Annotated in this window: 18 protein-coding genes and 1 tRNA gene; 12 read left to right on the plus strand and 7 right to left on the minus strand. The window is 62.0% G+C overall.

From position 1 onward, the window contains the following. Positions 1 to 81: 81 nt before the first annotated feature. Entirely contained in the window at positions 82 to 2304 is a 2223-nt protein-coding gene (locus tag ACEOAC_RS12285) for a TonB-dependent receptor (protein ID WP_413628896.1), read from the minus strand. Between the two features lie 213 nt (positions 2305 to 2517). On the opposite strand from ACEOAC_RS12285, the gene ACEOAC_RS12290 reads away from it, so the two are divergent. From ACEOAC_RS12290 to ACEOAC_RS12305, 4 genes are all read left to right on the plus strand, one after another. After that, a complete protein-coding gene (locus ACEOAC_RS12290; RefSeq protein WP_413445351.1) occupies positions 2518 to 3873 on the plus strand; it encodes an ATP-binding protein in 1356 nt (451 codons plus the stop codon). 60 nt (positions 3874 to 3933) lie between these two features. Beyond that, positions 3934 to 4482 (plus strand): response regulator transcription factor, encoded by a 549-nt coding sequence (locus ACEOAC_RS12295; RefSeq protein ID WP_006712968.1) that lies wholly within the window; start codon positions 3934 to 3936, stop codon positions 4480 to 4482. A 96-nt stretch (positions 4483 to 4578) separates the two neighbouring features. Next, positions 4579 to 5358 carry a TatD family hydrolase gene (locus tag ACEOAC_RS12300; protein ID WP_413445352.1) on the plus strand — a complete coding sequence of 260 codons (780 nt, stop codon included), beginning with the start codon at positions 4579 to 4581 and terminating at the stop codon, positions 5356 to 5358. After that, the gene (locus tag ACEOAC_RS12305; protein WP_413445353.1) at positions 5355 to 6026 is read left to right on the plus strand and encodes an ankyrin repeat domain-containing protein; all 672 of its coding nucleotides are present in this window, start codon (positions 5355 to 5357) and stop codon (positions 6024 to 6026) included. Before ACEOAC_RS12300 ends, ACEOAC_RS12305 begins: the two co-directional genes overlap by 4 nt. A gap of 81 nt (positions 6027 to 6107) precedes the next feature. Here ACEOAC_RS12305 and ACEOAC_RS12310 read toward each other — a convergent pair whose 3' ends face one another. The 3 genes from ACEOAC_RS12310 to hpnD form a co-directional block, all read right to left on the minus strand. After that, positions 6108 to 7250, minus strand: a complete 1143-nt coding sequence (locus tag ACEOAC_RS12310) for an alpha-hydroxy acid oxidase (protein WP_006712961.1) — start codon at positions 7248 to 7250, stop codon at positions 6108 to 6110. A 194-nt stretch (positions 7251 to 7444) separates the two neighbouring features. After that, positions 7445 to 8776, minus strand: coding sequence for a hydroxysqualene dehydroxylase HpnE (gene hpnE / locus ACEOAC_RS12315; protein ID WP_413628897.1), 1332 nt, complete (start codon positions 8774 to 8776; stop codon positions 7445 to 7447). A gap of 18 nt (positions 8777 to 8794) precedes the next feature. Next, positions 8795 to 9628, minus strand: a complete 834-nt coding sequence (hpnD, locus tag ACEOAC_RS12320; protein ID WP_413628898.1) for a presqualene diphosphate synthase HpnD — start codon at positions 9626 to 9628, stop codon at positions 8795 to 8797. A gap of 326 nt (positions 9629 to 9954) precedes the next feature. On the opposite strand from hpnD, the gene ACEOAC_RS12325 reads away from it, so the two are divergent. Beyond that, positions 9955 to 10794 (plus strand): HDOD domain-containing protein, encoded by an 840-nt coding sequence (locus ACEOAC_RS12325; RefSeq protein ID WP_077236870.1) that lies wholly within the window; start codon positions 9955 to 9957, stop codon positions 10792 to 10794. A 90-nt stretch (positions 10795 to 10884) separates the two neighbouring features. Here ACEOAC_RS12325 and hpnC read toward each other — a convergent pair whose 3' ends face one another. Then, on the minus strand, positions 10885 to 11694 hold the full coding sequence (hpnC, locus tag ACEOAC_RS12330) for a squalene synthase HpnC (RefSeq protein WP_413444552.1): 810 nt from the start codon (positions 11692 to 11694) through the stop codon (positions 10885 to 10887). A 26-nt stretch (positions 11695 to 11720) separates the two neighbouring features. Beyond that, entirely contained in the window at positions 11721 to 12005 is a 285-nt protein-coding gene (locus tag ACEOAC_RS12335) for a hypothetical protein (protein WP_006463927.1), read from the minus strand. A gap of 208 nt (positions 12006 to 12213) precedes the next feature. On the opposite strand from ACEOAC_RS12335, the gene ACEOAC_RS12340 reads away from it, so the two are divergent. Continuing rightward, positions 12214 to 12963: an SDR family oxidoreductase gene (locus ACEOAC_RS12340; RefSeq protein ID WP_077235385.1), complete on the plus strand. Its 750-nt coding sequence runs from the start codon at positions 12214 to 12216 to the stop codon at positions 12961 to 12963. Between the two features lie 111 nt (positions 12964 to 13074). Here the strand turns inward: ACEOAC_RS12340 and ACEOAC_RS12345 are convergent. Beyond that, positions 13075 to 13161: transfer RNA gene (locus ACEOAC_RS12345), tRNA-Leu, on the minus strand. 204 nt (positions 13162 to 13365) lie between these two features. Here ACEOAC_RS12345 and ACEOAC_RS12350 point away from each other — a divergent pair. The 6 genes from ACEOAC_RS12350 (at position 13366) to lon (ending at position 20739) form a co-directional block, all read left to right on the plus strand. Beyond that, the gene (locus tag ACEOAC_RS12350; RefSeq protein ID WP_006463925.1) at positions 13366 to 13560 is read left to right on the plus strand and encodes a DUF1653 domain-containing protein; all 195 of its coding nucleotides are present in this window, start codon (positions 13366 to 13368) and stop codon (positions 13558 to 13560) included. Positions 13561 to 13692: 132 nt separating this feature from the next. Then, positions 13693 to 14196, plus strand: a complete 504-nt coding sequence (locus ACEOAC_RS12355; protein WP_413444551.1) for a CreA family protein — start codon at positions 13693 to 13695, stop codon at positions 14194 to 14196. 280 nt (positions 14197 to 14476) lie between these two features. Further along, positions 14477 to 15826 carry a trigger factor gene (tig, locus tag ACEOAC_RS12360; RefSeq protein ID WP_006463923.1) on the plus strand — a complete coding sequence of 450 codons (1350 nt, stop codon included), beginning with the start codon at positions 14477 to 14479 and terminating at the stop codon, positions 15824 to 15826. Between the two features lie 51 nt (positions 15827 to 15877). Then, complete coding sequence (gene clpP / locus ACEOAC_RS12365) at positions 15878 to 16504, plus strand: ATP-dependent Clp endopeptidase proteolytic subunit ClpP (protein ID WP_006463922.1); 627 nt, start codon at positions 15878 to 15880, stop codon at positions 16502 to 16504. Between the two features lie 261 nt (positions 16505 to 16765). After that, positions 16766 to 18031, plus strand: a complete 1266-nt coding sequence (gene clpX, locus ACEOAC_RS12370; protein ID WP_006463921.1) for an ATP-dependent Clp protease ATP-binding subunit ClpX — start codon at positions 16766 to 16768, stop codon at positions 18029 to 18031. Between the two features lie 299 nt (positions 18032 to 18330). After that, positions 18331 to 20739, plus strand: coding sequence for an endopeptidase La (gene lon, locus ACEOAC_RS12375; protein WP_039875666.1), 2409 nt, complete (start codon positions 18331 to 18333; stop codon positions 20737 to 20739). Positions 20740 to 20865: the final 126 nt, after the last annotated feature.

The following is a 20865-nucleotide window of genomic DNA, read 5'->3' on the forward strand; positions in this document are numbered from 1 at the left end:
CGCTCGGGCTGCGTCTCTGGGCGGAGCGGACAATAAAAAAGGGAAGCTTGCGCTTCCCTTTTTTACTGAATCACGCGGCGATCAGAAATCGACCGAAGCGGAGGTTACAAAGGTACGCGGCGCGCCTTGCACCAGGTAGCCCAGGGCAGAAGAGCCACCGGCCGATTCCCAGTAGTTGCGGTTGGCCACGTTCTGGATGCCGCCGCGCAGGGTCACGACCTTGCCGCCGATCTCGGTCAGGTAGCGCGCGCCCAGGTCGATGCGGGTCCACGCCGGGATCGCCTGGGTGTTGGCCGAGTCCACGTATTGCTTGGAGGTGTAGATCACGCGGCTGTTGAGGCTCAGCCCCCTCACGCCCGGGATATCCCAGTCGGCACCGATGTTGGCCATGGTCTTGGCGGTGCCGATGGCATCCTTGCCGTCGTAGGTGCCGTTCTGGGTGCGCTTTTGTTTGGCATCCAGCAGGGTCAGGCCAGCCAGCAGGCGCAGGCCGCGTACAGGTTCGCCGAAGGCGCCGATTTCCACGCCCTGGTTTTCCTGTTTGCCGCTGGTGGCGTAGGTCGGGGTAGTCGCTGGACCTTCCTTGATGACATTCGGCTTTTCGATGGTGAAGGCGGCGACGGTGAAGCCGATCTTGCCCGCGTCGTACTTGATGCCGATTTCTTTCTGCTTGGATTTGTACGGCGCCAGCATGGAACCGAAGTTGGTGGCGGTAGTGTCCGATACCTTGGTACCCGGCTGCAGGCCTTCGATGTAGTTGCCGTAGACCGACACTTCCTTGGTCAGGCGATAGACGATGCCTGCCACCGGGGTGACCGTGCCGTCGTTGTAGTAATCGCCTTGCAGGTGTGTGTTGTAGTCGTAGTTGATGGTCTTGAGGCGCTGGTAGCGTCCACCCAGGGTGACCTGGAGGCGGTCATCCAGCACCGATAGCGTATCGGCCAGAGCCAGGCTAGACAACTGCGTCTTGATGGTGGTCTGCGGGTTGGCCAGGTTGCCACCGAAGAAATTGAGTGCAGGCTGTGCCGATTGGGTCGGTGAATACAGGTTGCCCGTGGTCGCGGTGCCTAGCGCCATGGCGTAGGCATTGCGCGAATCCTGCCAGTAGCTGGAAGCGCTGGCGACCACGTTGTGCTTGACGCCACCCGTGTTGAACTTGCCGCGGATGCCGACTTCACCTGTCCACACGGAGTCTTCACGCGCATTGTCGAAGCGGTTGGAGGTGAAGTTTCCATTGGTGCTGTTCACGTTGGGCGTCGCCAGACTGTTATTTTCTGTACCCTGGCGCATGCCCAGTGCGAACCAGGACGTCACGTCTGGCGCCAGATCCCACTCACCACGGACAGTGCCGAAGATGTCGCGCTCGTTCGAATAGAACCACCTCTGGCCGTAGTTCGAGGATGCGCTGGGTGCAGACGGGACATAGCCGGCAGGGGCGGTGGCGATGCGCACGCTGGGACGGGTGGAGCTCAGGTCGTATTCTTGCATGCCGATATCGGCCGACAGGCGGAAGCTGTTGCCCCGATAGTCCACGCCGACGGTAGCCATGTTCAGTTCACGGTTTTCATTGGCGATCGCGGTGCCGCCGGCACGACGCACGGCGTTCACGCGTACGCCGAGGCGATCTTCAGGACCGAAGCGGCGGCCGATATCGGCTGCGGCGTAGGTCTGGCCGCCGGATTCGATGCCGGTGCTGAATTGGGTGATCGGGTCCGAGCTTGCACGCTTGGGTAGCAGGTTGATGGTGCCGCCGATGGCGTTGCCGCCCGGGGTGGCACCATTGAGGAATGCGCTGGCACCGCGGAACACTTCCACGCGCTCCAGCATTTCCGATGCCACGTACTGACGCGGTAGCAGGCCATACAGGCCGTTGTAGGCTAGGTCGTCCGAGTTGGTAATGAAACCACGGATCATGTACGACTCCTGATAGTTGCCGTAGCCACGCGTCACCCGGATGGTCGGATCGTTGAGCAGCACGTCTCCGACGCCTTTGGCTTGCTGATCCTTGATCAACTGGGAAGAGTAGGAAATGCTGTTGAACGGCGTTTCCAGGAAATCCTTGTTGCCGAGGATGCCCACGCGCCCACCGCGCGCCACCTGACCACCGGCAAACTCGGCCGGCAAGCCATCGGCCGAGGCGTCGGCGGAGGCATTGACGGTGACCGTGGGCAGCGCGGTCTGGTCCTTGGACTCGGTGGTGGCAGTGGTGGCAGTGGCCTGGGCCAGCGCCGGCAGGGGAGCCAGGAAAGCCAGCGCGAGGGCGGCGGCCAGCGGGTTGAGGCGCGCAGTGAAGGGCATGGACATGAAGATTCTTTCTAGAATTTCTTGTGGGAATGAATAAGTATTACAAAACGGCGCAAAGTATAATTAAAAATCGTTATCATTTACATTCATTTTTTAATGAATAGATGTGACGTGTTGGGAAAAAGTAATGAAATGGCGGTCGTCGCCGGCTGAATCAGGGCGGCAAGGTGGCCCGAGGCCAGGCGGGCGCGCCCAGCCCGTATAATTCCGGCCATGAATTCCCCGAGCTCCTTCCTGGCGGCGGCATCGCTGCCTGCCGATCCGCCACAGCATCTGCTGCTGTCGCGCCTGTTCTGGCTGCGCTGGGCGATGGTGGCCGGCGAGTTGCTGGTGCTGGCCGGTGCCCACGTCTGGCTGCATATCGCCTTGCCGATGTCGCCCTTGCTGGCGCTGATCCTGCTGCAGCTGCTCATCAATGGGGGAACCTGGCTGCGCATGCGCTGGGCCCGGCCGGCGGAGCAGGGCGAACTGTTCATGCAGCTATGGCTGGATGTGGCGGTATTGACGGCCTTGCTGTATTTCTCGGGCGGCTCGACCAATCCCTTCGTGTCCTTCTACCTGCCGGCGCTGGCGGCCGGCGCGGCTACCCTCAGTTGGCCCTATGCCTTGCTGCTGGCGCTGTGCGCGCTGGGTGGCTATTCCGGGCTGGTGTATTTCTACCAGCCGCTACACATCCACGACCATGGCCAGGCCATGGCCTATCACCTGGCGGGGATGTGGATCAATTTCTCGATCTCGGCGCTGCTGATCACCTGGTTCGTCAGCCGTATCGCCGCGGCGGTGCGCTCGCGCGACCGGCAACTAGGTCAGGCCCGCGAACGCCAGCTGCAGAGCCATCGCATCCTGGCGCTGGGCACCCAGGCCGCCGGTGCGGCCCACGCACTCAATACGCCGTTGTCGACGGTGGCGGTGATCGCCGGGGAGTTGCGACGCGAGATGGCCGACAACCCCGCGCTGAGTGTTTATGACGAAGACCTGCGCATCGTCGAGGAACAGATTGCGGTCTGCAAGGCAGCGCTGGAGAGCATGCGCCTGGACGCAGATGCCCAGCTGCGCAACGAGGACAGCGCGGCCATCACGCCCTGGCTGACCAGCCTGCTGGAGGGCTGGAGCTTGCGTCACCCCGCCGTGCTGCTGGTGGCCGAGATACACCAGCCGGGTTGGGTCGCCAGTCAGTTGCAGGACCTGTCGCAGATCCTCTTGACCCTGCTCGACAATGCCGCCCATGCGGTGCGCGGGCGGGGGCATCAGGGAGAGATCCGGCTGCGGCTACTCTCCGCTGATGCTGGCGATGCCACCAAGGTCGCCGAAGCGCCATCTTCGCTTGGCGGGGCGTCAGCCAGGTCGGGCAAGAAGACGGCTATCATCGAGGTCTCCGACAATGGCAGCGGTATCGCGCCCGAGCTGCTCCAGCGCCTGGGCCATGGCCCGGTCGTCAGCAGTTCCGGCGGTTCGGGGATTGGTCTGATGCTGGCGTTTGCCAGTGCCACGCATCTGGGAGGCAAGCTGCGCCTGCGTTCCGTGCCGGGTGAGGGCACTGTGGCACAGTTGCGCTTTCCCTTGCGCTGAATGTTTTTGTTTCCTGTCTTGATCGACTGATGTGATGTTTCTTATATTGCAGGCTTTTTGATGAGTGCAGCTTTCCTGATCCTTGACGATAACGATGTCTTTGCCAGTACCCTGGCCAGGTCGCTGGCGCGTCGGGGTTTCCGCCCGACCGTGGCGCACAGTGGCGAGGAGGCGCTGGAAGCGGCGCGTCGTGAACGCTTCGACTACGCCACCATCGACCTGCAGCTGGAAAAGGATTCCGGCCTGCAGTGGGTGTCGCCGCTGCGTCAGGCCTTGCCGGAGGCCCGCCTGCTGGTGTTGACTGGCTACGCCAGCATCGCCACCACGGTGCAGGCGATCAAGTCGGGCGCCGACAACTACCTGGCCAAGCCGGCCAATGTCGATTCCATCCTCTCGGCGCTGAACCATGCCAGTGGCGGCGAGCGCACCGACGAACCGGTGCCGCCGATGGAAGAGGCGTCGCCGCTGTCGCTGGAAAGACTGGAGTGGGAACACATCCAGCGTGTGCTGGCCGAGCATGAGGGCAATGTCTCTTCCACCGCGCGGGCGCTGAACATGCACCGCCGCACCCTGCAGCGCAAGCTGGCCAAGCGCCCGGTGGCGCGCTGAGGGCGGGCGCCGGACACGCCGGCGCGGCTGTAACCAAAGGTAAGCGCGCCGCGCTCAGGGGCGACAGGCTGTCGGCATCGCTTTACAATAGTGGCCATGTATATCGATTCCCATTGCCACATCAATTTTCCCGACCTGGCGGCGCGCTTGCCGGAGATCTTCGGCAAGATGGCCGAAAACCAGGTCAGCCACGCCCTGTGCGTGTCGGTGGACCTGCCTGATTTCCCGCAGGTATTGGCCCTGGCCGAGCAGTATCCCAACGTCTACGCCTCGGTGGGCGTGCATCCGGACTACGAAGACACGCCGGAGCCCTCGGTGGAGCAGCTGGTGGCGCTGGCCGACCATCCGCGCATCGTCGCCATCGGCGAGACCGGCCTGGATTACTACCGCCTGCAGGGTGACCTGGAATGGCAGCGCGAGCGCTTCCGCACCCATATCCGCGCCTCGCGCGCCACGGGCAAGCCGCTGATCATCCATACCCGTTCGGCGTCCGAGGACACCATCCGCATCCTGCGCGAAGAAGGCGCCAGCCCGGCGGCCGGTGGAGCGGCGGGGGTCATGCATTGCTTCACGGAATCGCAGGAGGTGGCCGATGCGGCCATCGCGCTGGGTTTCCATATCTCGTTTTCGGGCATCGTCACCTTCAAGTCCGCCAAGGACCTGCAACAGGTGGCGCGTACCATTCCACTGGAGCGCATGCTCATCGAGACCGATTCGCCCTACCTGGCCCCGGTGCCATTTCGCGGCAAGACCAACGAGCCCGGCTATGTGCGCCACGTCGGCGAATTCATCGCCGACCTGCGCGGCATCCCGGTGGCCGAGGTGGCACGCCAGACCTCTGACAATTTCTTCAAGCTGTTCGGAATCACACCATGACCTTGCTGGAAAAGCTGCGTTCCCGCTGGCGCGGGCTGGGCCGCATCGTGCTCTACACCTCGCTGTTGTTGCCGGGTGCGGCCCGTGCGGGTGCCTATGAAGAATACTTCCAGGCCATCCGCATGGATAACGTGTACTTCCTCAAGCAACTGATGCAGCGTGGCATGGGCCCCAACCTGATCGAGCCCAAGCGCGGCTACACCGGCCTGATGCTGTCCATCCGCGAAGACTCGATGAAGGCCTTCGACGTGCTGGTCAATGCCCCGGACGTCAACCTGGAGGCCCAGGCCACCAATGGCGACACGCCGCTGATGCTGGCCTCCTTCTACGGCAACATACCGGTGGTCAAGCTGTTGCTTTCGCGCGAGGTGGAAGTCAATCGTCCGGGCTGGACGGCGTTGCACTATGCGGCCATCAACGGCAGCTCGGAGATCGTCAAGCTTTTGCTGGATGCCTCGGCCTACGTGGATGCCGAATCGCCCGACGACAAGATGACGCCGGTGATGCTGGCAGCCATGCGCGGACGGGTGGCGGCAGTCGAGGTACTACGGGACAATGGCGCTGATCTGACGCTGAAGAACAAGGACGGTCTCACCGCCATGGACCTGGCCCGGCGCTACGGCCAGGAGGGCGTGATCGATGCTCTGAACGAAAAGCCGCGGCAGTAGCAGCAGGCTGATCCAGGAGAGTAAAAAAACGTCCCGGCCACCTTGCGGTGGACCGGGACGTTTCTTTATGGGATGGATGGCTTAGCGGATCAGGATCTGCGGGCCGACATCCTTGATGTCCTTGGTGCCGGTGAGGGCCATGCTGACATCGAGCTCCTTGCGCATGATTTCCAGCATCTGCGAGACGCCGTCGCCGCCCATGGCGCCCAGGCTGTAGAGGAAGGCACGGCCGATCATGGTGCCGCGCGCGCCCAGGGCCACCGCCTTGAGCACGTCCTGGCCGGAACGGATGCCGCCGTCGAACCAGACTTCGATCTGGTCACCCACGGCTTCGGCAATGGCCGGCAGGGCTTCGATGGAGGACATTGCGCCATCCAGCTGGCGGCCACCGTGGTTGGAGACGACGATGGCGTCGGCTCCGGTCTGCACGGCCAGCTTGGCATCTTCCACGTCGAGGATGCCCTTGAGAATCAGCTTGCCGCCCCATTGCTCCTTGATCCAGGCCACGTCGTCCCAGTTCAGGGTGGGGTCGAACTGGCTGGCGGTCCACTTGGAGAGGGTCTGCACGCCGCCGGCGCCTTCACCGCCCTTGATGTGGCCGGCCAGGTTGCCGAAGGTCTTGCGGCCGCCCAGCGCACGCAGCGCCCAGCCGGGCTTGCTGGCCAGGTCGAGCAGGGTTTCCAGGGTCAGCTTGGGCGGGACCGACATGCCGTTCTTGAGGTCCTTGTGGCGCTGGCCGAGGATCTGCAGGTCCAGCGTGAGCACCAGTGCCGAGCACTTGGCAGCCTTGGCGCGATCGATCAGCGATTTCACGAAGCCACGGTCGCGCATCACGTAGAGCTGGAACCAGAACGGCTTGGTGGTGACGCTGGCTACGTCCTCGATGGAGCAGATGCTCATGGTGGACAGGGTGAAGGGGATGCCGAACTTCTCGGCCGCGATCGCGCCCAGCATCTCGCCATTGGCCCACTGCATGCCGGTCAGACCGGTAGGGGCGATGGCCACGGGCATGCTGACATCGTGGCCGATCATGGTGGTGCGGGTGCTGCGTTCGTCGACATTGATGGCTACGCGCTGGCGCAGCTTGAGCGAGGCCAGGTCCTTGGTGTTGGCGCGATAGGTGCTCTCGGTATAGGAGCCGCTGTCGGCGTAGTCGTAGAAGGCCTTGGGGACACGTTTCTTGGCCAGCAGGCGGAAGTCTTCGATACAGGTCATGACCGGCATATTGTTTTCTCCGTAATTTATTCAACGCGGCTTGGCGCCGCCGGGCGATGGTGGTGCAGACACGAACCGGAATCGGGACTGCTGATGCGTAATGCAGATGGACCGCTATCGTAGTGCATCGCCGGCATGGATGGGGTGAATCCCTTTGCCGTCATCCATGAAAATTTTAGGGATGGCCAGCCGCTGCAGGAGGTCTAGCCCGCCAGCAGCCGGGCCGCTGCACCGCCGCTACGCACCGCGCCTTCCAGCGTGGCGGGATAGTCGCCGGCCACGTAGTCGCCGGCCAGCGCCAGTCCGTCTGGCATGGCGGTGTTGTCGGGTCGCTGCAGGCCGGGGGTACAGGCGAAGGTGGCGCGCTTTTCGGTGATGACCTTGCTCCATTGGGGCGTGGCCAGGGCCGGCTGGCCGAAGTCTTGCGCCAATTGGCGGGTGATGCCCGCCGTCAGGGTGGCATGACCGTCGGCGATGGCCTGCCCGGCGGCACTGACTACCACGGCCAGCAGACCCGGGTCGCCGCCCAGTTGCCCGCGGTCGAAGACGAACTGACCCCAGGCCTGGCGTTCCGGCGCGTCCAGCAAGGCCAGGAAGGGCGCCGGCAGGCGCATCTGCTCGTCATACTGCAGATAGCAGGTGGTGATGGGTTCGTGCTCCAGGGCTTGCAGCAGGTGGGTATCGTGCAGGCCCTCCAGCAGTTGTGCGGCAGCCTCGGGGCCGGTGGCCAGCACCACGCCGGAGAATTCGCCCAGGCTTTCGCCCAGGCGGTCTTCCAGGCGCCAGCTGCCTGGCTCGCTGCCCGTCAGCAGGCGCGTGACCGCCACGCCCGGTCGCACCAGCCCACCATGGCGGGCCAGGTAGGCTTCGGTGGCATCGGGCAGCAGGGCGCCCAGGTCCAGGCGCGGGATCAGCATGTCGGAAGCGGCACGGCGCGCGCCCAGGCTATCGCGCAGCACGTTCAGGAATACCTGCGCCGAAGCCCGTTCGGGGGGCGTATTCAGGGCGGCGATGCACAGCGGGCGCCACATCAGGCGGGTGACGCGGTCAGTCTGGTCGAAACGCTGCAGCAGGTCGGCCACGCTGCAATCCTCGTGCAATTGCCAGCCCATCCAGCGCGCCGTGGTGGAAAAGCGGGCCAAGGCCATCTTGTCCTCGCGCGCCAGTCCCTTGGCGCGCAGCAGGGCCACGGCCACATGCCAGGGCGCGGGCAGGCGTGGTGCGACGAAGTCCATGCCGTCGGCCTGGTTAGCCAGCGGGTAGCGCATCTGCAGGGGGAGGCGCAGCAGCGCCGTGGCCGGATCGACGCCGACCTGCTTCATCAGGGCCAGAGTGGCGCGGTAGGCGCCCAGTAGGATGTGCTGGCCGTTGTCCAGGGTGCGGCCATCGAGTTCGAGGCGGCGCGCCCGGCCGCCCAGGGTGCGGGCGGCTTCGAACAGGCTGACCCGGTGCCCGCCGGCGGCCAGCGCCACGGCAGCGGCGCAACCGGCCCAGCCGGCACCGATCACGGCGTAGTGGCGCGGGGCGTCGCTCATGCCGGCGTGGCGCGGCGCTCAGCCGAAGACATAGGTCTTCCAGGCCAGCCACAGCTTGCGGATGGGCGTGAGCGAGATGCGCTGGTTGAGCACGTGATAGCCATCGCGGGTGATCTCGTCGAGCAGGGTGCGGTAGATGGCGGCCATCATCAGGCCGGGACGCTGGGCGCGCCGGTCTTCTTTGGGCAGCAGGGCGAAGGCTTCGTCGTAGACCGCCTGGGCACGTTCCACCTGGAATTTCATGAGCGCCTCGAAACGTTCACTGTGGCGGGCGTTGAGGATGTCGGCGGCGGTGACGTTGAATTGCTGCAGTTCGTTGACCGGCAGGTAGATGCGGCCCTTGCGGCCATCTTCGCCGACATCGCGGATGATATTGGTGAGCTGGAAGGCCAGCCCCAGTTTTTCGGCGAAGAGCAGGGTGCCAGGCTGGGTGTGGCCGAAGATGCTGGCCGAGAGCACACCCACCACGCCGGCCACGTGCCAGCAATAGCGCTGCAGGCCGGGATAGTCGAGGTAGCGGCTCTGGTCGAGGTCCATTTCCATGCCATCGATGATGGCCTGCAGGTGCTCGCCCTTGAGCTGGTAGGTGGCCACGTGGGGATGCAGGGCCTTGGACACGGGGGGGGGGGGCTGGCCTTCCAGCATGGCGGCGATTTCCTTGCGCCACCACATCAGCTTGGTGCGCGCCACCATGGGATCTTCGATTTCATCGACGGTATCGTCGACTTCGCGGCAAAAGGCATACAGCGCCGTGATCGCCAGCCGGCGTAGCGGCGGCAGGAACAGGAAGCTGTAATAGAAACTGGAACCGCTGGCGGCGGCCTTCTGCTGGCAGTATTCGTCTGGAGACATGGATGCGTGGCTGCGGTTGATGCGGGCCGCAAACGCGCCATTGAGGCCGGTTGCGGCAAAGGCGCTATGCTAGCCGAGTGCGCCCGGCAGGGCAAATCGGGCTTTGCTCATTGGGCATGTACATTGGGCATGTATTGCGGCGCCTGACGTTGTCCTTTAAGCTCAAGCCGATGTCATCCGGAAAATAAATTCACATAACATCAAATCCGGATGAATTTTGCCGATAATGGACAGGAAGCACCGCCCGCCGCAACGGCATGACAGCTGCGGCGCAGCAAAAGTCACCCCGAGCGGGACTGGACGACGTACAGGAGGCTGGAGACATCATGGACAGACTGGAAATCTTTCGTAATATCGCCTCGCAGGCCGGACGGGGGGAGCTGGTGTTCCCGGCCAACGTCAGCGCGTCGATCAAGCTGCAGAAGGCCCTGGCCGACCCCGATTGCCACCTGGAGCTGGCGGCCAAGCTGGTGATGGCCGAGCCGCTGGTGTCGGCACGCACGGTGGCCATCGCCAATTCGGCGGCCTACAACCGTTCCGGCGGGGAAATCAACAATGTGCGGGCGGCGGTGATGCGCCTGGGGTTCCGTACCCTCAATACCATCACCACCTCGGTGATCGTGCGCCAGCTGGGCCGTACCATCAATAACCCGGGCATGCGCATCAAGTCCGCGCAGTTGTGGGAGCACTGCGCCCATGTGGCCGCCACGGCCTATGTGCTGACCTCCAAGCTGACCAAGGCTGACCCGGAGACGGCGATGTTTGCCGGCATCGTGCACGAGGTCGGGGGCTTCTACCTGTTGTCGCGGACCGATGATTATCCGGGCCTGCTCGACGGTGGTACCGAGGACTGGATGGAATACGGTGAAAAGATGATCGGCCGCGCCGTGCTCAAGAAGCTGGGCGTGCCGCAGCCGGTGGTGGATGCCATCGAATCGCTGTGGCATGGCGTACGCGTCTTGCCGCCGCAGACCATCGGCGACGTGCTGCTGCTGGCCAAGGAGCTCTCGCCGGTGCCCTCACCCCTGCAGCGCGCGGCCGTGGCCGAAGCCGGCATCGGCGGCGAAAACCTGGTGGATGACTACATCGGAGATCAATCGCTGCGCGAGATGCTGGATGATTCGGAAGAGCAGATCCGTACCTTGACGGCAGCGCTGCTGGTCTGAATCGATAGTCGTTGTTGCACACCCTCTACGGGTGTGGATGCCGAGCCCCACAAGCCCCGCGTTGTGGGGCTTTTTCATGTCCGGTCGCAGCTAGCTGATCAGCCCGCGCCAGCCGACGATCAGCCAGTCGCGTTTGCCCAGCCTGGGGCGCTGTCTGAAGACATCCCCCTGCACGCGTTCGATGCGCTCCAGGATGCGCAGGCCGCCTTGCACCACCATGCGCAGTTCCAGCCCGATGCGCCCCGGCAGTCGGCGCGCCAGCGGTGCGCCGGACAGCATCAGGTTGCGTGCGCGTATGATCTCGAACTGCATGAGTTGCTGCCAGCGTGGTGCGCTACAGCCGTCGGCAATGTCCTGCGGGCTCACGCCGAAGCGCGCCAGGTCTTCCAGGGGGAGGTAGATGCGCTGCTTTTCCCAATCGATGGCCACGTCTTGCCAGAAATTGATCAATTGCAGGGCACTGCAGATGGCATCCGAATCGCGCAGGTTCTCTTCAGTTGCTGCGCCGTAGAGGTGAAGCATTAGCGTGCCGACCGGATTGGCGGAGCGGCGGCAGTAATCCAGCAAGTCTCCGTAGCGGGCGTAGCGGGTGGTCACCACATCCTGGCGGAAGGCCGAGAGCAGGTCACGGAACGGCTGCAGCGGCAGCGCATGGTCGACGATGGTCTGCTGCAGGCGCTGGAAGATCGGCGTGGTGCAGCGGCTGCCGGCGGCGATCAGATCCAGTTGTGCTTCGTAGGCCTGCAGGGCCGCCAGCCGCTGCGCCGGTTCGGCATCGCCTTCATCGGCGATATCGTCGGCGCTGCGGGCGAAGGCATAGATCGCGCCTACCGCCGGGCGCAGGCGCGCCGGCAGTAGCAGCGAGGCGACGGGGAAGTTCTCGTAATGGTCGACGGCCATGAGGGGGGCGAGCTCAGAGTGGCGGCTCAGTCGAACTTGTCCTTGAGCAGCGCCTCGATGGTGGCGATGCGGGTTTCCACGGTCTCCAGCAGGGCCTTGGGCATGGTGCCACCGGCATTGAGTTGCGCGGCCAGCGAGCGGGCGATGCCCATGGCGCCTTCGGTGAACTGCTTGCCATCCTTGGACAGCACGGCTGCGGCCGTGAAGAGGGTGGAGAACAGGATCTGGTCGGCGGTGTTGTTCTCGATGAACTTGTTCAGCAGCGCATTGTGGCTTTGCTTGAGTGCGTCGAATTCTTCCTGGGTAGGCATGGGAGATCCTCGGAGGTTGGGGCTGGACGGTGGGCGGTCTCAAACGGACGTGCACCCCGCAAAGGCGCGGATTGTAGCAGCTATGGGGGTGATGTGGCTTCGCCGGTCGGGCGGTCGGCCGGTCGATTTCGATAGCAAGAAATCGAGTGGCACCGAGCGGCAAGCCCCATAGAGTGCGGTCTCCGATGACAACAGAAGGAGAAACACCATGGCTCTACTGGAAGGAAAGGTCGCGCTCGTCACTGGAGCGTCAGCCGGGATCGGCAGGGCGACTGCCTTGCTATTGGCCGCGCAGGGCGCGTCGGTGATCCTGAATGCGAGGAACCGGGAAGGCCTGGAGCAGCTTGCGGCCACCATCAGCAGTAGCGGCGGCAAGGCTGGCGTGCTGGCAGGAGACGTCGGGCAGCCCGCGACCCACCAGCAGTGCGTGGAGCTGGCCATGAAGGAGTTCGGCGGGCTGGACATCGCCGTCAACAATGCAGGGGCACTGGGAGCGCTCAAGCCGCTTGCGGAGATCACCCCGGACGAGTGGCAACATACCCTGCATGCCAATCTCACCGCTGCCTATCTCGGCGCGCGCAGCCAGATCCCGGCCATGCTGGCGCGTGGTGGGGGCGCCATCGTGTTCACCTCCAGCTTTGTGGGGACCAGTGCAGGCATTGCCGGCATGGCGGCCTATGGCGCGGCAAAGGCCGGGCTGATGGGACTGGTCAAGGGCATTGCGGCCGACTATGCGGTGCAGGGGATACGGGCCAATGCCTTGCTGCCTGGTGGCGTCGATACCGACATGGGCGGCAGCCCGGAGCAGAAGCAGTGGGCTGCCGGCCTGCATGCGATGAAGCGGATCGCGCAACCGGAAGAGATCGCTGCAGCGGCACTGTTTCTGGTCAGTCCGATGTCCAGTTTCGTGACGGGCGCGGCGCTGTTTGCGGATGGGGGAAACAGTGCGGTGAAGTGATGCGGCAGCGGGGCTGCGCTATCTGCTTGCGGGGGTGTTGGGGACACGATCGGCCTGCCCGACGGGATGGTGATCCTGTCGTGTCGGGCCGATGGTGGCGCTGCGTGATTCTGGTGCGAGGAGGGGGACTCGAACCCCCACACCATTGCTGGCGTCAGGACCTAAACCTGGTGCGTCTACCAATTTCGCCATCCTCGCTGAAGGTGTCGGGCATCGGCGCGATAGCAGTCTGGAAGCAGGTTTGCCGCAGATTTGCCGCTACCGATGCAGGTAGCATTTTGTCAAAGCGCGCCATTGTACTGCAAGCCGTTGCAGCTGTCTGCGTTTTTCTGCGCGGACATTTTCTGCTGCGAATCCATCGGTAGTACCATGCCGGCTGGCTTATCACGGACCGGGAGTTGCATGACACGCTATCGTCATTACAAGGGCGGCATTTACGAATATGTCGATGAGGCCATTCTGGAAGCTGATCTGACGCCCATGATCATTTATCGTGCCGCGGATGGGCGCTTGTGGCTGCGCCCGCGCGAGGTGTTCTTCGAGATGGTGGAGGTGGAGGGCAAGCAGGTGCCGCGCTTTCAGAAGATCGAGGAATGAGGCAAGGCCGGCGTCCGGATGGTAAAGGCGATGCAAAGCTGTGTCGCGGAGTGGCCGAGCTGAACAATGCTCGGCATTGTCGGTCTATTTGCAGAACCTTCCCTTAACTTATTCTGCTTTTCATCATTTCATATGAATCTTCAAGTATGCCTGCGGGCTGGGGTGGCCTTTTCCGCGGCTCTTCTCGCTGTTGCTGTTGCTGTTGCTCCGCCGGCTTCGGCGGAAGAGCTGGCCGATGTCAGCACGGCTTTCCGCTGGCTGGGCAAGAATGACCGCGTGGTTATCGAGGCCTATGACGACCCGAAGGTGGTCGGCGTGACCTGCTATGTCTCACGCGCCCGCACCGGCGGCGTGAAGGGAACGGTGGGACTGGCGGAAGACAAGTCCGAGGCCTCCATCGCTTGCCGCCAGGTGGCTCCCAACGTGCAGTTCCAGGACAAGCTGCCGGTACAGGAAGACGTCTTCAGCGAGCGCATGTCCATCCTCTTCAAGCGGCTGCACGTGGTGCGGGTGGTTGATGCCAAGCGCAATACGCTGGTCTATCTGACCTATTCGGACAAGCTCATCGATGGCAGTCCGATGAACGCCGTGACGGCCGTGCCGGTGTCGCCGTCCACCCCGATTCCGTTGAAATAGAAAAAATTCACTAAATTCTTTATAGATGGGCGCAGCGGCAGCGCGAGCGGGTACGGTCGGCTGCATCGTTGCCCGCCTGCAGGCTGGCCAGACGGGCTGTGCCCCGGTTTTCCCTCTGTTTGCAGGGTGGCAAGCCCATTTTTGGACTATCGGCGCTTTTTGCGTATAAAATAGCGAGCTTTAGCGCGGCCGGGCAGGGCGCTTGTCGTCTGCAATCATTCGATTGGGACACAGCAGGAATGCTCCGGCTTACGGAATTCTTAACATTTGGACGATTTAAATGGCAACTGCAGTCGAAACCCTGAGCAAACTCGAACGTCGTATGACCCTGTCTTTCCCGCTGGCCGATGTTCAGGCTGAAGTGGAAAAGCGCCTGAAGGTGCGCGCCCGTACCGCCAAGGCGCCGGGTTTCCGTCCGGGTAAAGTGCCGATGAAGATGGTTGCCGCCCAGTTCGGCTACCAGGTCGAAACCGAAGTCCTGAACGACAAGGTTGGCCGCGCATTCAACGACGCCGCCGTCGAGAACAACCTGCGCGTGGCAGGTTTCCCGCGCATCGAACCCAAGACCAGCGAAGAAGCCGGCGAAGGCAAGCTGGCCTTCGACGCCACTTTCGAAGTCTATCCGGAAGTGGTCCTGGGCGACCTGACCGGCGCTGAAGTCGAGAAGACCACCGCTGCCGTCTCCGACGCCGAAATCGACAAGACCATCGACATCCTGCGCAAGCAGCGCGTGCACTACCACGTCAAGGGCGAGCAAGGCGCGCACGGCGACGGTGGTGCCGACCAGTCGGCCCAGAACGGCGACCGCGTGACCGTGGACTTCGTCGGCAAGATCGACGGCGTGGAATTCCAGGGCGGCAAGGCTGATGCCTTCCCGTTCGTCTTGGGCGAAGGCCGCATGCTGCCGGAATTCGAAGCCGCGACCATCGGCCTGAAGGTCGGCGAATCCAAGACCTTCCCGCTGGCTTTCCCCGAGGACTATCACGGCAAGGACGTGGCCGGCAAGACCGCCGAGTTCACCATCACCGTCAAGCAGATCGAGTGGGCGCACATGCCTGAAGTCGACGCAGTCTTCGCCCAATCCCTGGGCATCGAAGACGGCGATCTGACCAAGATGCGCGAAGACATCAAGAAGAACCTGGAGCGCGAAGTCACTGCCCGCACCAAGGCCAAGACCAAGGACAGCGTGATGAACGCCCTGATCAAGGCTTCCGAGCTGGACGTGCCGACTGCCCTGATCGACCAGGACGTCGAGCGCCTGTCCGAAATGGCACGTCAGGACATGGCCCAGCGCGGCATGGATCCGAAGGTCATGCAACTGCCCAAGGAGTTGTTCACTGCCCAGGCCGAGCGTCGCGTGCGCCTGGGTCTGATCCTGGCTGAAGTGGTCAAGCAGAACAAGCTGGAAGCCACCGAAGAACAGGTCAAGGCTCAGATCGAAGACTTCGCACAGAGCTACGAAGATCCGCAACAAGTGCTGAAGTACTACTTCTCCGACCGTCGTCGCCTGGCTGAAGTCGAAGCCCTTGTTTTGGAAGAAAACGTCGTCAACTACGTTCTCGGCAAAGCCAAGGTCTCGGAAAAGCCGGTTTCGTTCGACGAACTGATGGGTAATCAGGCGCAAGCGTAATCCGGTTTTCTCTAGTAGTATCAGAAAACTCTTACGCTTAAGGATGCATACATGACAGGTCTGATGAAGCAATCTGCATTGGATACGCAAATGCTCGGCATGGTGCCGATGGTGATCGAACAGAGTGGTCGTGGCGAGCGTGCCTACGACATCTATTCGCGCCTGCTGAAGGAACGCATCATTTTCCTGGTCGGACCGGTCAATGATGCGATGGCCAACCTGATCGTGGCCCAGTTGCTGTTCCTGGAAAGCGAAAACCCGGACAAGGACATTTCCCTGTACATCAACTCGCCTGGCGGTTCGGTTTCGGCCGGCATGGCGATCTTCGACACCATGCAGTTCATCAAGCCGCAGGTGTCGACCTTGTGTACGGGTCTGGCTGCCTCCATGGGCGCTTTCCTGCTGGCCGCTGGCGCCAAGGGCAAGCGTTTCTCGCTGCCGAACTCTCGCATCATGATCCACCAGCCTCTGGGCGGCGCCCAGGGCCAGGCATCCGATATCGAGATCCAGGCACGTGAAATCCTTTACCTGCGCGAGCGCCTCAACAGCATCCTCGCTGACAAGACCGGCCGTAGCGTCGAACAGATCAGCAAGGACACCGATCGCGACAACTTCATGTCGGCTGACGCCGCCGTGGAATATGGCCTGATCGATAAGGTGCTGACCGAGCGAGCTTGATCTGCATCTTCTTGCTTCAGTGCAAGGTCGCGAAAAATGCCCGAACGGAATATGTTCGGGCATTTTTTTTATCAAATTTTGACGAATTTGGCACAGAGCGGGTTTTCTGCTTCTGTTTGCTTGATAAATGGCACTCTCGCTGACATATAACGGTCATACGGTAGTCCTGTGAAGCAATAAGGGGCAGCTTAAATGACCAAGCCGTGACGAATCCGGATTTCGCGGGTATGATCGGGTCGTAACTTCTATCCTAGTAGCTCTATGTCTGAGAAAAAATCCTCCAGCGGCGAAAAACTGCTTTACTGCTCCTTCTGCGGCAAGAGCCAGCATGAAGTCAAGAAGCTCATCGCGGGTCCTTCGGTCTTCATCTGCGACGAATGCATCGACCTGTGCAACGACATCATCCGTGATGAAGCTGCCAGCGTGGAGAGCGTAGCCGGCGCCAAGTCGGATCTGCCCACGCCACAGGAAATCACCGACCTGCTGGACCAGTATGTGATCGGACAGGCTACTGCCAAGCGCATCCTGTCGGTGGCGGTGTACAACCACTACAAGCGCCTGAAGCACCTCGGCAAGAAGGATGATGTCGAGCTGGCCAAGAGCAACATCCTGCTGGTCGGCCCCACCGGCTCCGGCAAGACCTTGCTGGCGCAGACCCTGGCACGCATGCTCAATGTCCCCTTCGTGATCGCCGATGCGACTACGCTGACCGAAGCCGGCTACGTCGGCGAGGACGTCGAGAACATCATCCAGAAGCTGCTTCAGAACTGCAATTACGAAGTCGAGAAAGCCCAGAAGGGCATCGTCTACATCGATGAGATCGACAAGATTTCCCGCAAGTCGGATAACCCGTCGATCACCCGCGACGTCTCCGGTGAAGGCGTGCAGCAGGCGCTGCTGAAACTGATCGAAGGCACCATGGCTTCGGTGCCGCCGCAAGGTGGTCGCAAGCATCCGAACCAAGACTTCGTGCAGATCGATACGACCAACATCATGTTCATCTGCGGTGGCGCCTTCGACGGTCTTGCCAAGATCATCTCGGATCGCTCCGAGAAGAGCGGCATCGGTTTCTCGGCCAGCGTGAAGAGCCAGACCCAGAAGAGCAATTCCGAAGTGCTCTTGAACGCGGAGCCGGAAGACCTGGTCAAGTTCGGCCTGATTCCGGAACTGGTCGGTCGTCTGCCTGTGATCGCCACGCTCAACGAGCTGGACGAGGAAGCACTGATCCAGATCCTGGTCGAGCCCAAGAACGCGCTGATCAAGCAATACGCCAAGCTGTTGCAGATGGAAGGCGCTGAGCTGGAAATCCGTCCGGCCGCCATGCACGCCATCGCCAAGAAAGCCCTGGCACGCAAGACCGGCGCCCGTGGCCTGCGTTCGATCCTGGAACACGCCCTGCTGGACGTCATGTATGAATTGCCCAGCGAGCAGAACGTGGCGAAGGTTGTCGTGGATGAAAACACCATCACCAATGGCGCCAAGCCACTGTTGATCTACCACGACCAGCCAAAGGTTTCGGGCGGCTGATCGCCCGGGGCTGCAACAGGCCTGAGCAGTAACGTGTGGTGCTGCCCCGGAGGTCTTTGGGGCTGGCCACACCGTAGCAAGAAGCCACCCCGAAGTCCGGTCACCGCAAACACGGTAAAATAAACCGGCGCACATACACTGGCTTCCATCGAAAAGCCACCCGGAGCTAGCTTCGTGTGTGGCTTTTTTATTTTGTTGCGATCATGACAACGCGCAACCGGCGAATATTTAGTATGCCGGACTTGTGTTTTGGTCACTCGTGCCAACATCATTCACAGTACTTATTGATAAGGCCCGCCATGACGACTCCTATACTCACAGAACAATCGCAATTGCCGCTGTTGCCCTTACGGGATGTGGTTGTCTTCCCGCATATGGTGATCCCGCTCTTCGTCGGCCGCCCGAAGTCGATCAAGGCGCTGGAAGCGGCCATGGAGCAAGGCAAGAGCATCATGCTGGCGGCCCAGAAGGCTGCCGCCAAGGATGAACCTTCGGCCGAGGACATCTATGAAATCGGTTGTGTGGCCAATATCCTGCAGATGCTGAAGCTGCCCGATGGCACCGTGAAGGTGTTGGTCGAAGGTGCTCAGCGTGCCCGCATCCATCACATCAGCGAACTGGAAACCCATTTCGTCGCCGACCTGACCCCGGTGGAATCCGAGCAGGGTGACGAGGCGGAAGTCGAAGCCATGCGCCGTACCATCGTGCAGCAGTTCGACCAGTACGTGAAGCTGAACAAGAAGATCCCGCCGGAAATCCTGACCTCGCTGTCGGGCATCGATGATGCCGGTCGCCTGGCCGACACCATTGCCGCGCACCTCCCGCTGAAGCTGGAGCAGAAGCAGGTCATCCTGGAGATCTTCAACGTCGCCAAGCGCTATGAGCACCTGCTCGGCCAGCTGGAAGGCGAACTGGACATCCTGCAGGTGGAAAAGCGCATCCGTGGCCGCGTCAAGCGCCAGATGGAAAAGTCGCAGCGCGAGTACTACCTGAACGAACAGGTCAAGGCCATCCAGAAGGAACTGGGCGAAGGCGAAGACGGTGCCGATCTGGAAGAGCTGGAAAAGAAGATCCTGGCCGCCAAGATGCCCAAGGAAGCCCTGGAAAAGGCGCAGTCCGAGCTGAAGAAGCTCAAGCTGATGTCGCCCATGTCGGCCGAAGCCACCGTGGTGCGCAACTACATCGACACCCTGGTCGCGCTGCCCTGGAAGAAGAAGTCCAAGGTCAATAACGATCTGACTAATGCCGAGAAGGTGCTGGAAGGCGACCACTATGGCCTGGAGAAGGTCAAGGAACGCATCCTGGAATATCTCGCCGTCCAGCAGCGCGTGGACAAGCTGAAGGCGCCGATCCTGTGCTTCGTCGGTCCCCCGGGCGTGGGCAAGACCTCGCTGGGCCAGTCGATTGCCCGCGCCACGAATCGCAAGTTCGTGCGCATGGCACTGGGCGGTGTGCGTGACGAAGCCGAGATTCGTGGTCACCGTCGTACCTACATCGGTTCCATGCCGGGCAAGATCTTGCAGAGCCTGTCCAAGGTCGGCGTGCGCAATCCGCTGTTCCTGCTCGACGAGATCGACAAGCTGGGCATGGATTTCCGTGGCGATCCGTCGTCGGCCTTGCTGGAAGTGCTGGATCCGGAACAGAACCACACCTTCTCCGACCATTACATCGAAGTCGACTTCGACCTGTCGGATGTGATGTTCGTGGCGACCTCGAACTCGTTCAACATCCCGCCGGCACTGCTGGACCGGATGGAAGTGATTCGCCTGTCCGGTTACACCGAAGATGAAAAGACCAGCATTGCGCAGCGTTACCTGCTGCCCAAGCAGATCAAGAACAACGGCCTGAAGGAAGGCGAGATCAGCGTGGCCGAATCGGCCATCCGCGACATCATCCGCTACTACACCCGCGAGGCTGGTGTGCGCTCGTTGGAACGCGAAGTCTCGAAGATCTGCCGCAAGGTCGTGAAGATGCTGCTGCTGAAGAAGCAGGAGAAGAAGGTCACCGTCACCTCGCGTAACCTGGACAAGTTCCTGGGTGTGCGTCGCTTCGACTTCGGCATCGCCGAGAAGGAAAACCAGATCGGCCAGGTGGTCGGCCTAGCCTGGACCGAAGTGGGTGGCGACCTCTTGACCATTGAGGCGGTGAACATGCCCGGCAAGGGCCAGATCATCCGCACCGGTACCCTGGGCGATGTCATGAAGGAATCGATCGAAGCCGCTCGCACCGTGGTTCGCAGCCGTGCCCGCAAGCTGGGCATCAAGAGCGAAGTGTTCGAGAAGAGCGACATCCACATCCACGTGCCGGAAGGTGCGACGCCCAAGGACGGTCCGTCTGCCGGTATCGCGATGACGACAGCGTTGGTCTCGATCTTCAGCGGTATTCCTGTACGTGCGGACGTGGCGATGACCGGTGAAATCACCTTGCGCGGCGAAGTATTGCCGATCGGCGGCCTGAAGGAAAAGCTACTGGCTGCGCACCGTGGTGGCATCAAGACCGTGCTGATTCCGGAGCAGAACGTGAAGGATCTGGCCGAGATTCCCGACAACGTGAAGAACAAGCTGGAAATCATCCCGGTACGTTGGATCGACAAGGTGCTGGAAGTTGCCCTGGAACGTCAGCCGGTGCCGCTGAGTGAAGATGAGGCCATCGTCGACACGGCGGTTGCCGCCAAGGAAGACAAGACCGATCCGGTCGTCAAGCACTGAAATGTCTGACATGTCGGACTGGCTGTGCAGGTAGCCTACTGCACAGCGGTTTGTCAAAAGCGCCTCATGAGAGGCGCTTTTTTTTATGCTCGTTTGCTGGATGATTCAGGTTCCTGCCTGCTGGGA

It is taken from the genome of Herbaspirillum frisingense (assembly GCF_047325095.1).
GTDB lineage: Bacteria > Pseudomonadota > Gammaproteobacteria > Burkholderiales > Burkholderiaceae_D > Herbaspirillum > Herbaspirillum frisingense.

Coding starts and splice junctions, on each gene's coding strand:
- ACEOAC_RS12285 (WP_413628896.1), bottom strand. CDS start 2,304: ATGTCCATGCCCTTCACTGCGCGCCTCAACCCGCTGGCCGCCGCCCTC.
- ACEOAC_RS12290 (WP_413445351.1), top strand. CDS start 2,518: ATGAATTCCCCGAGCTCCTTCCTGGCGGCGGCATCGCTGCCTGCCGAT.
- ACEOAC_RS12295 (WP_006712968.1), top strand. CDS start 3,934: ATGAGTGCAGCTTTCCTGATCCTTGACGATAACGATGTCTTTGCCAGT.
- ACEOAC_RS12300 (WP_413445352.1), top strand. CDS start 4,579: ATGTATATCGATTCCCATTGCCACATCAATTTTCCCGACCTGGCGGCG.
- ACEOAC_RS12305 (WP_413445353.1), top strand. CDS start 5,355: ATGACCTTGCTGGAAAAGCTGCGTTCCCGCTGGCGCGGGCTGGGCCGC.
- ACEOAC_RS12310 (WP_006712961.1), bottom strand. CDS start 7,250: ATGCCGGTCATGACCTGTATCGAAGACTTCCGCCTGCTGGCCAAGAAA.
- hpnE (WP_413628897.1), bottom strand. CDS start 8,776: ATGAGCGACGCCCCGCGCCACTACGCCGTGATCGGTGCCGGCTGGGCC.
- hpnD (WP_413628898.1), bottom strand. CDS start 9,628: ATGTCTCCAGACGAATACTGCCAGCAGAAGGCCGCCGCCAGCGGTTCC.
- ACEOAC_RS12325 (WP_077236870.1), top strand. CDS start 9,955: ATGGACAGACTGGAAATCTTTCGTAATATCGCCTCGCAGGCCGGACGG.
- hpnC (WP_413444552.1), bottom strand. CDS start 11,694: ATGGCCGTCGACCATTACGAGAACTTCCCCGTCGCCTCGCTGCTACTG.
- ACEOAC_RS12335 (WP_006463927.1), bottom strand. CDS start 12,005: ATGCCTACCCAGGAAGAATTCGACGCACTCAAGCAAAGCCACAATGCG.
- ACEOAC_RS12340 (WP_077235385.1), top strand. CDS start 12,214: ATGGCTCTACTGGAAGGAAAGGTCGCGCTCGTCACTGGAGCGTCAGCC.
- ACEOAC_RS12350 (WP_006463925.1), top strand. CDS start 13,366: ATGACACGCTATCGTCATTACAAGGGCGGCATTTACGAATATGTCGAT.
- ACEOAC_RS12355 (WP_413444551.1), top strand. CDS start 13,693: ATGAATCTTCAAGTATGCCTGCGGGCTGGGGTGGCCTTTTCCGCGGCT.
- tig (WP_006463923.1), top strand. CDS start 14,477: ATGGCAACTGCAGTCGAAACCCTGAGCAAACTCGAACGTCGTATGACC.
- clpP (WP_006463922.1), top strand. CDS start 15,878: ATGACAGGTCTGATGAAGCAATCTGCATTGGATACGCAAATGCTCGGC.
- clpX (WP_006463921.1), top strand. CDS start 16,766: ATGTCTGAGAAAAAATCCTCCAGCGGCGAAAAACTGCTTTACTGCTCC.
- lon (WP_039875666.1), top strand. CDS start 18,331: ATGACGACTCCTATACTCACAGAACAATCGCAATTGCCGCTGTTGCCC.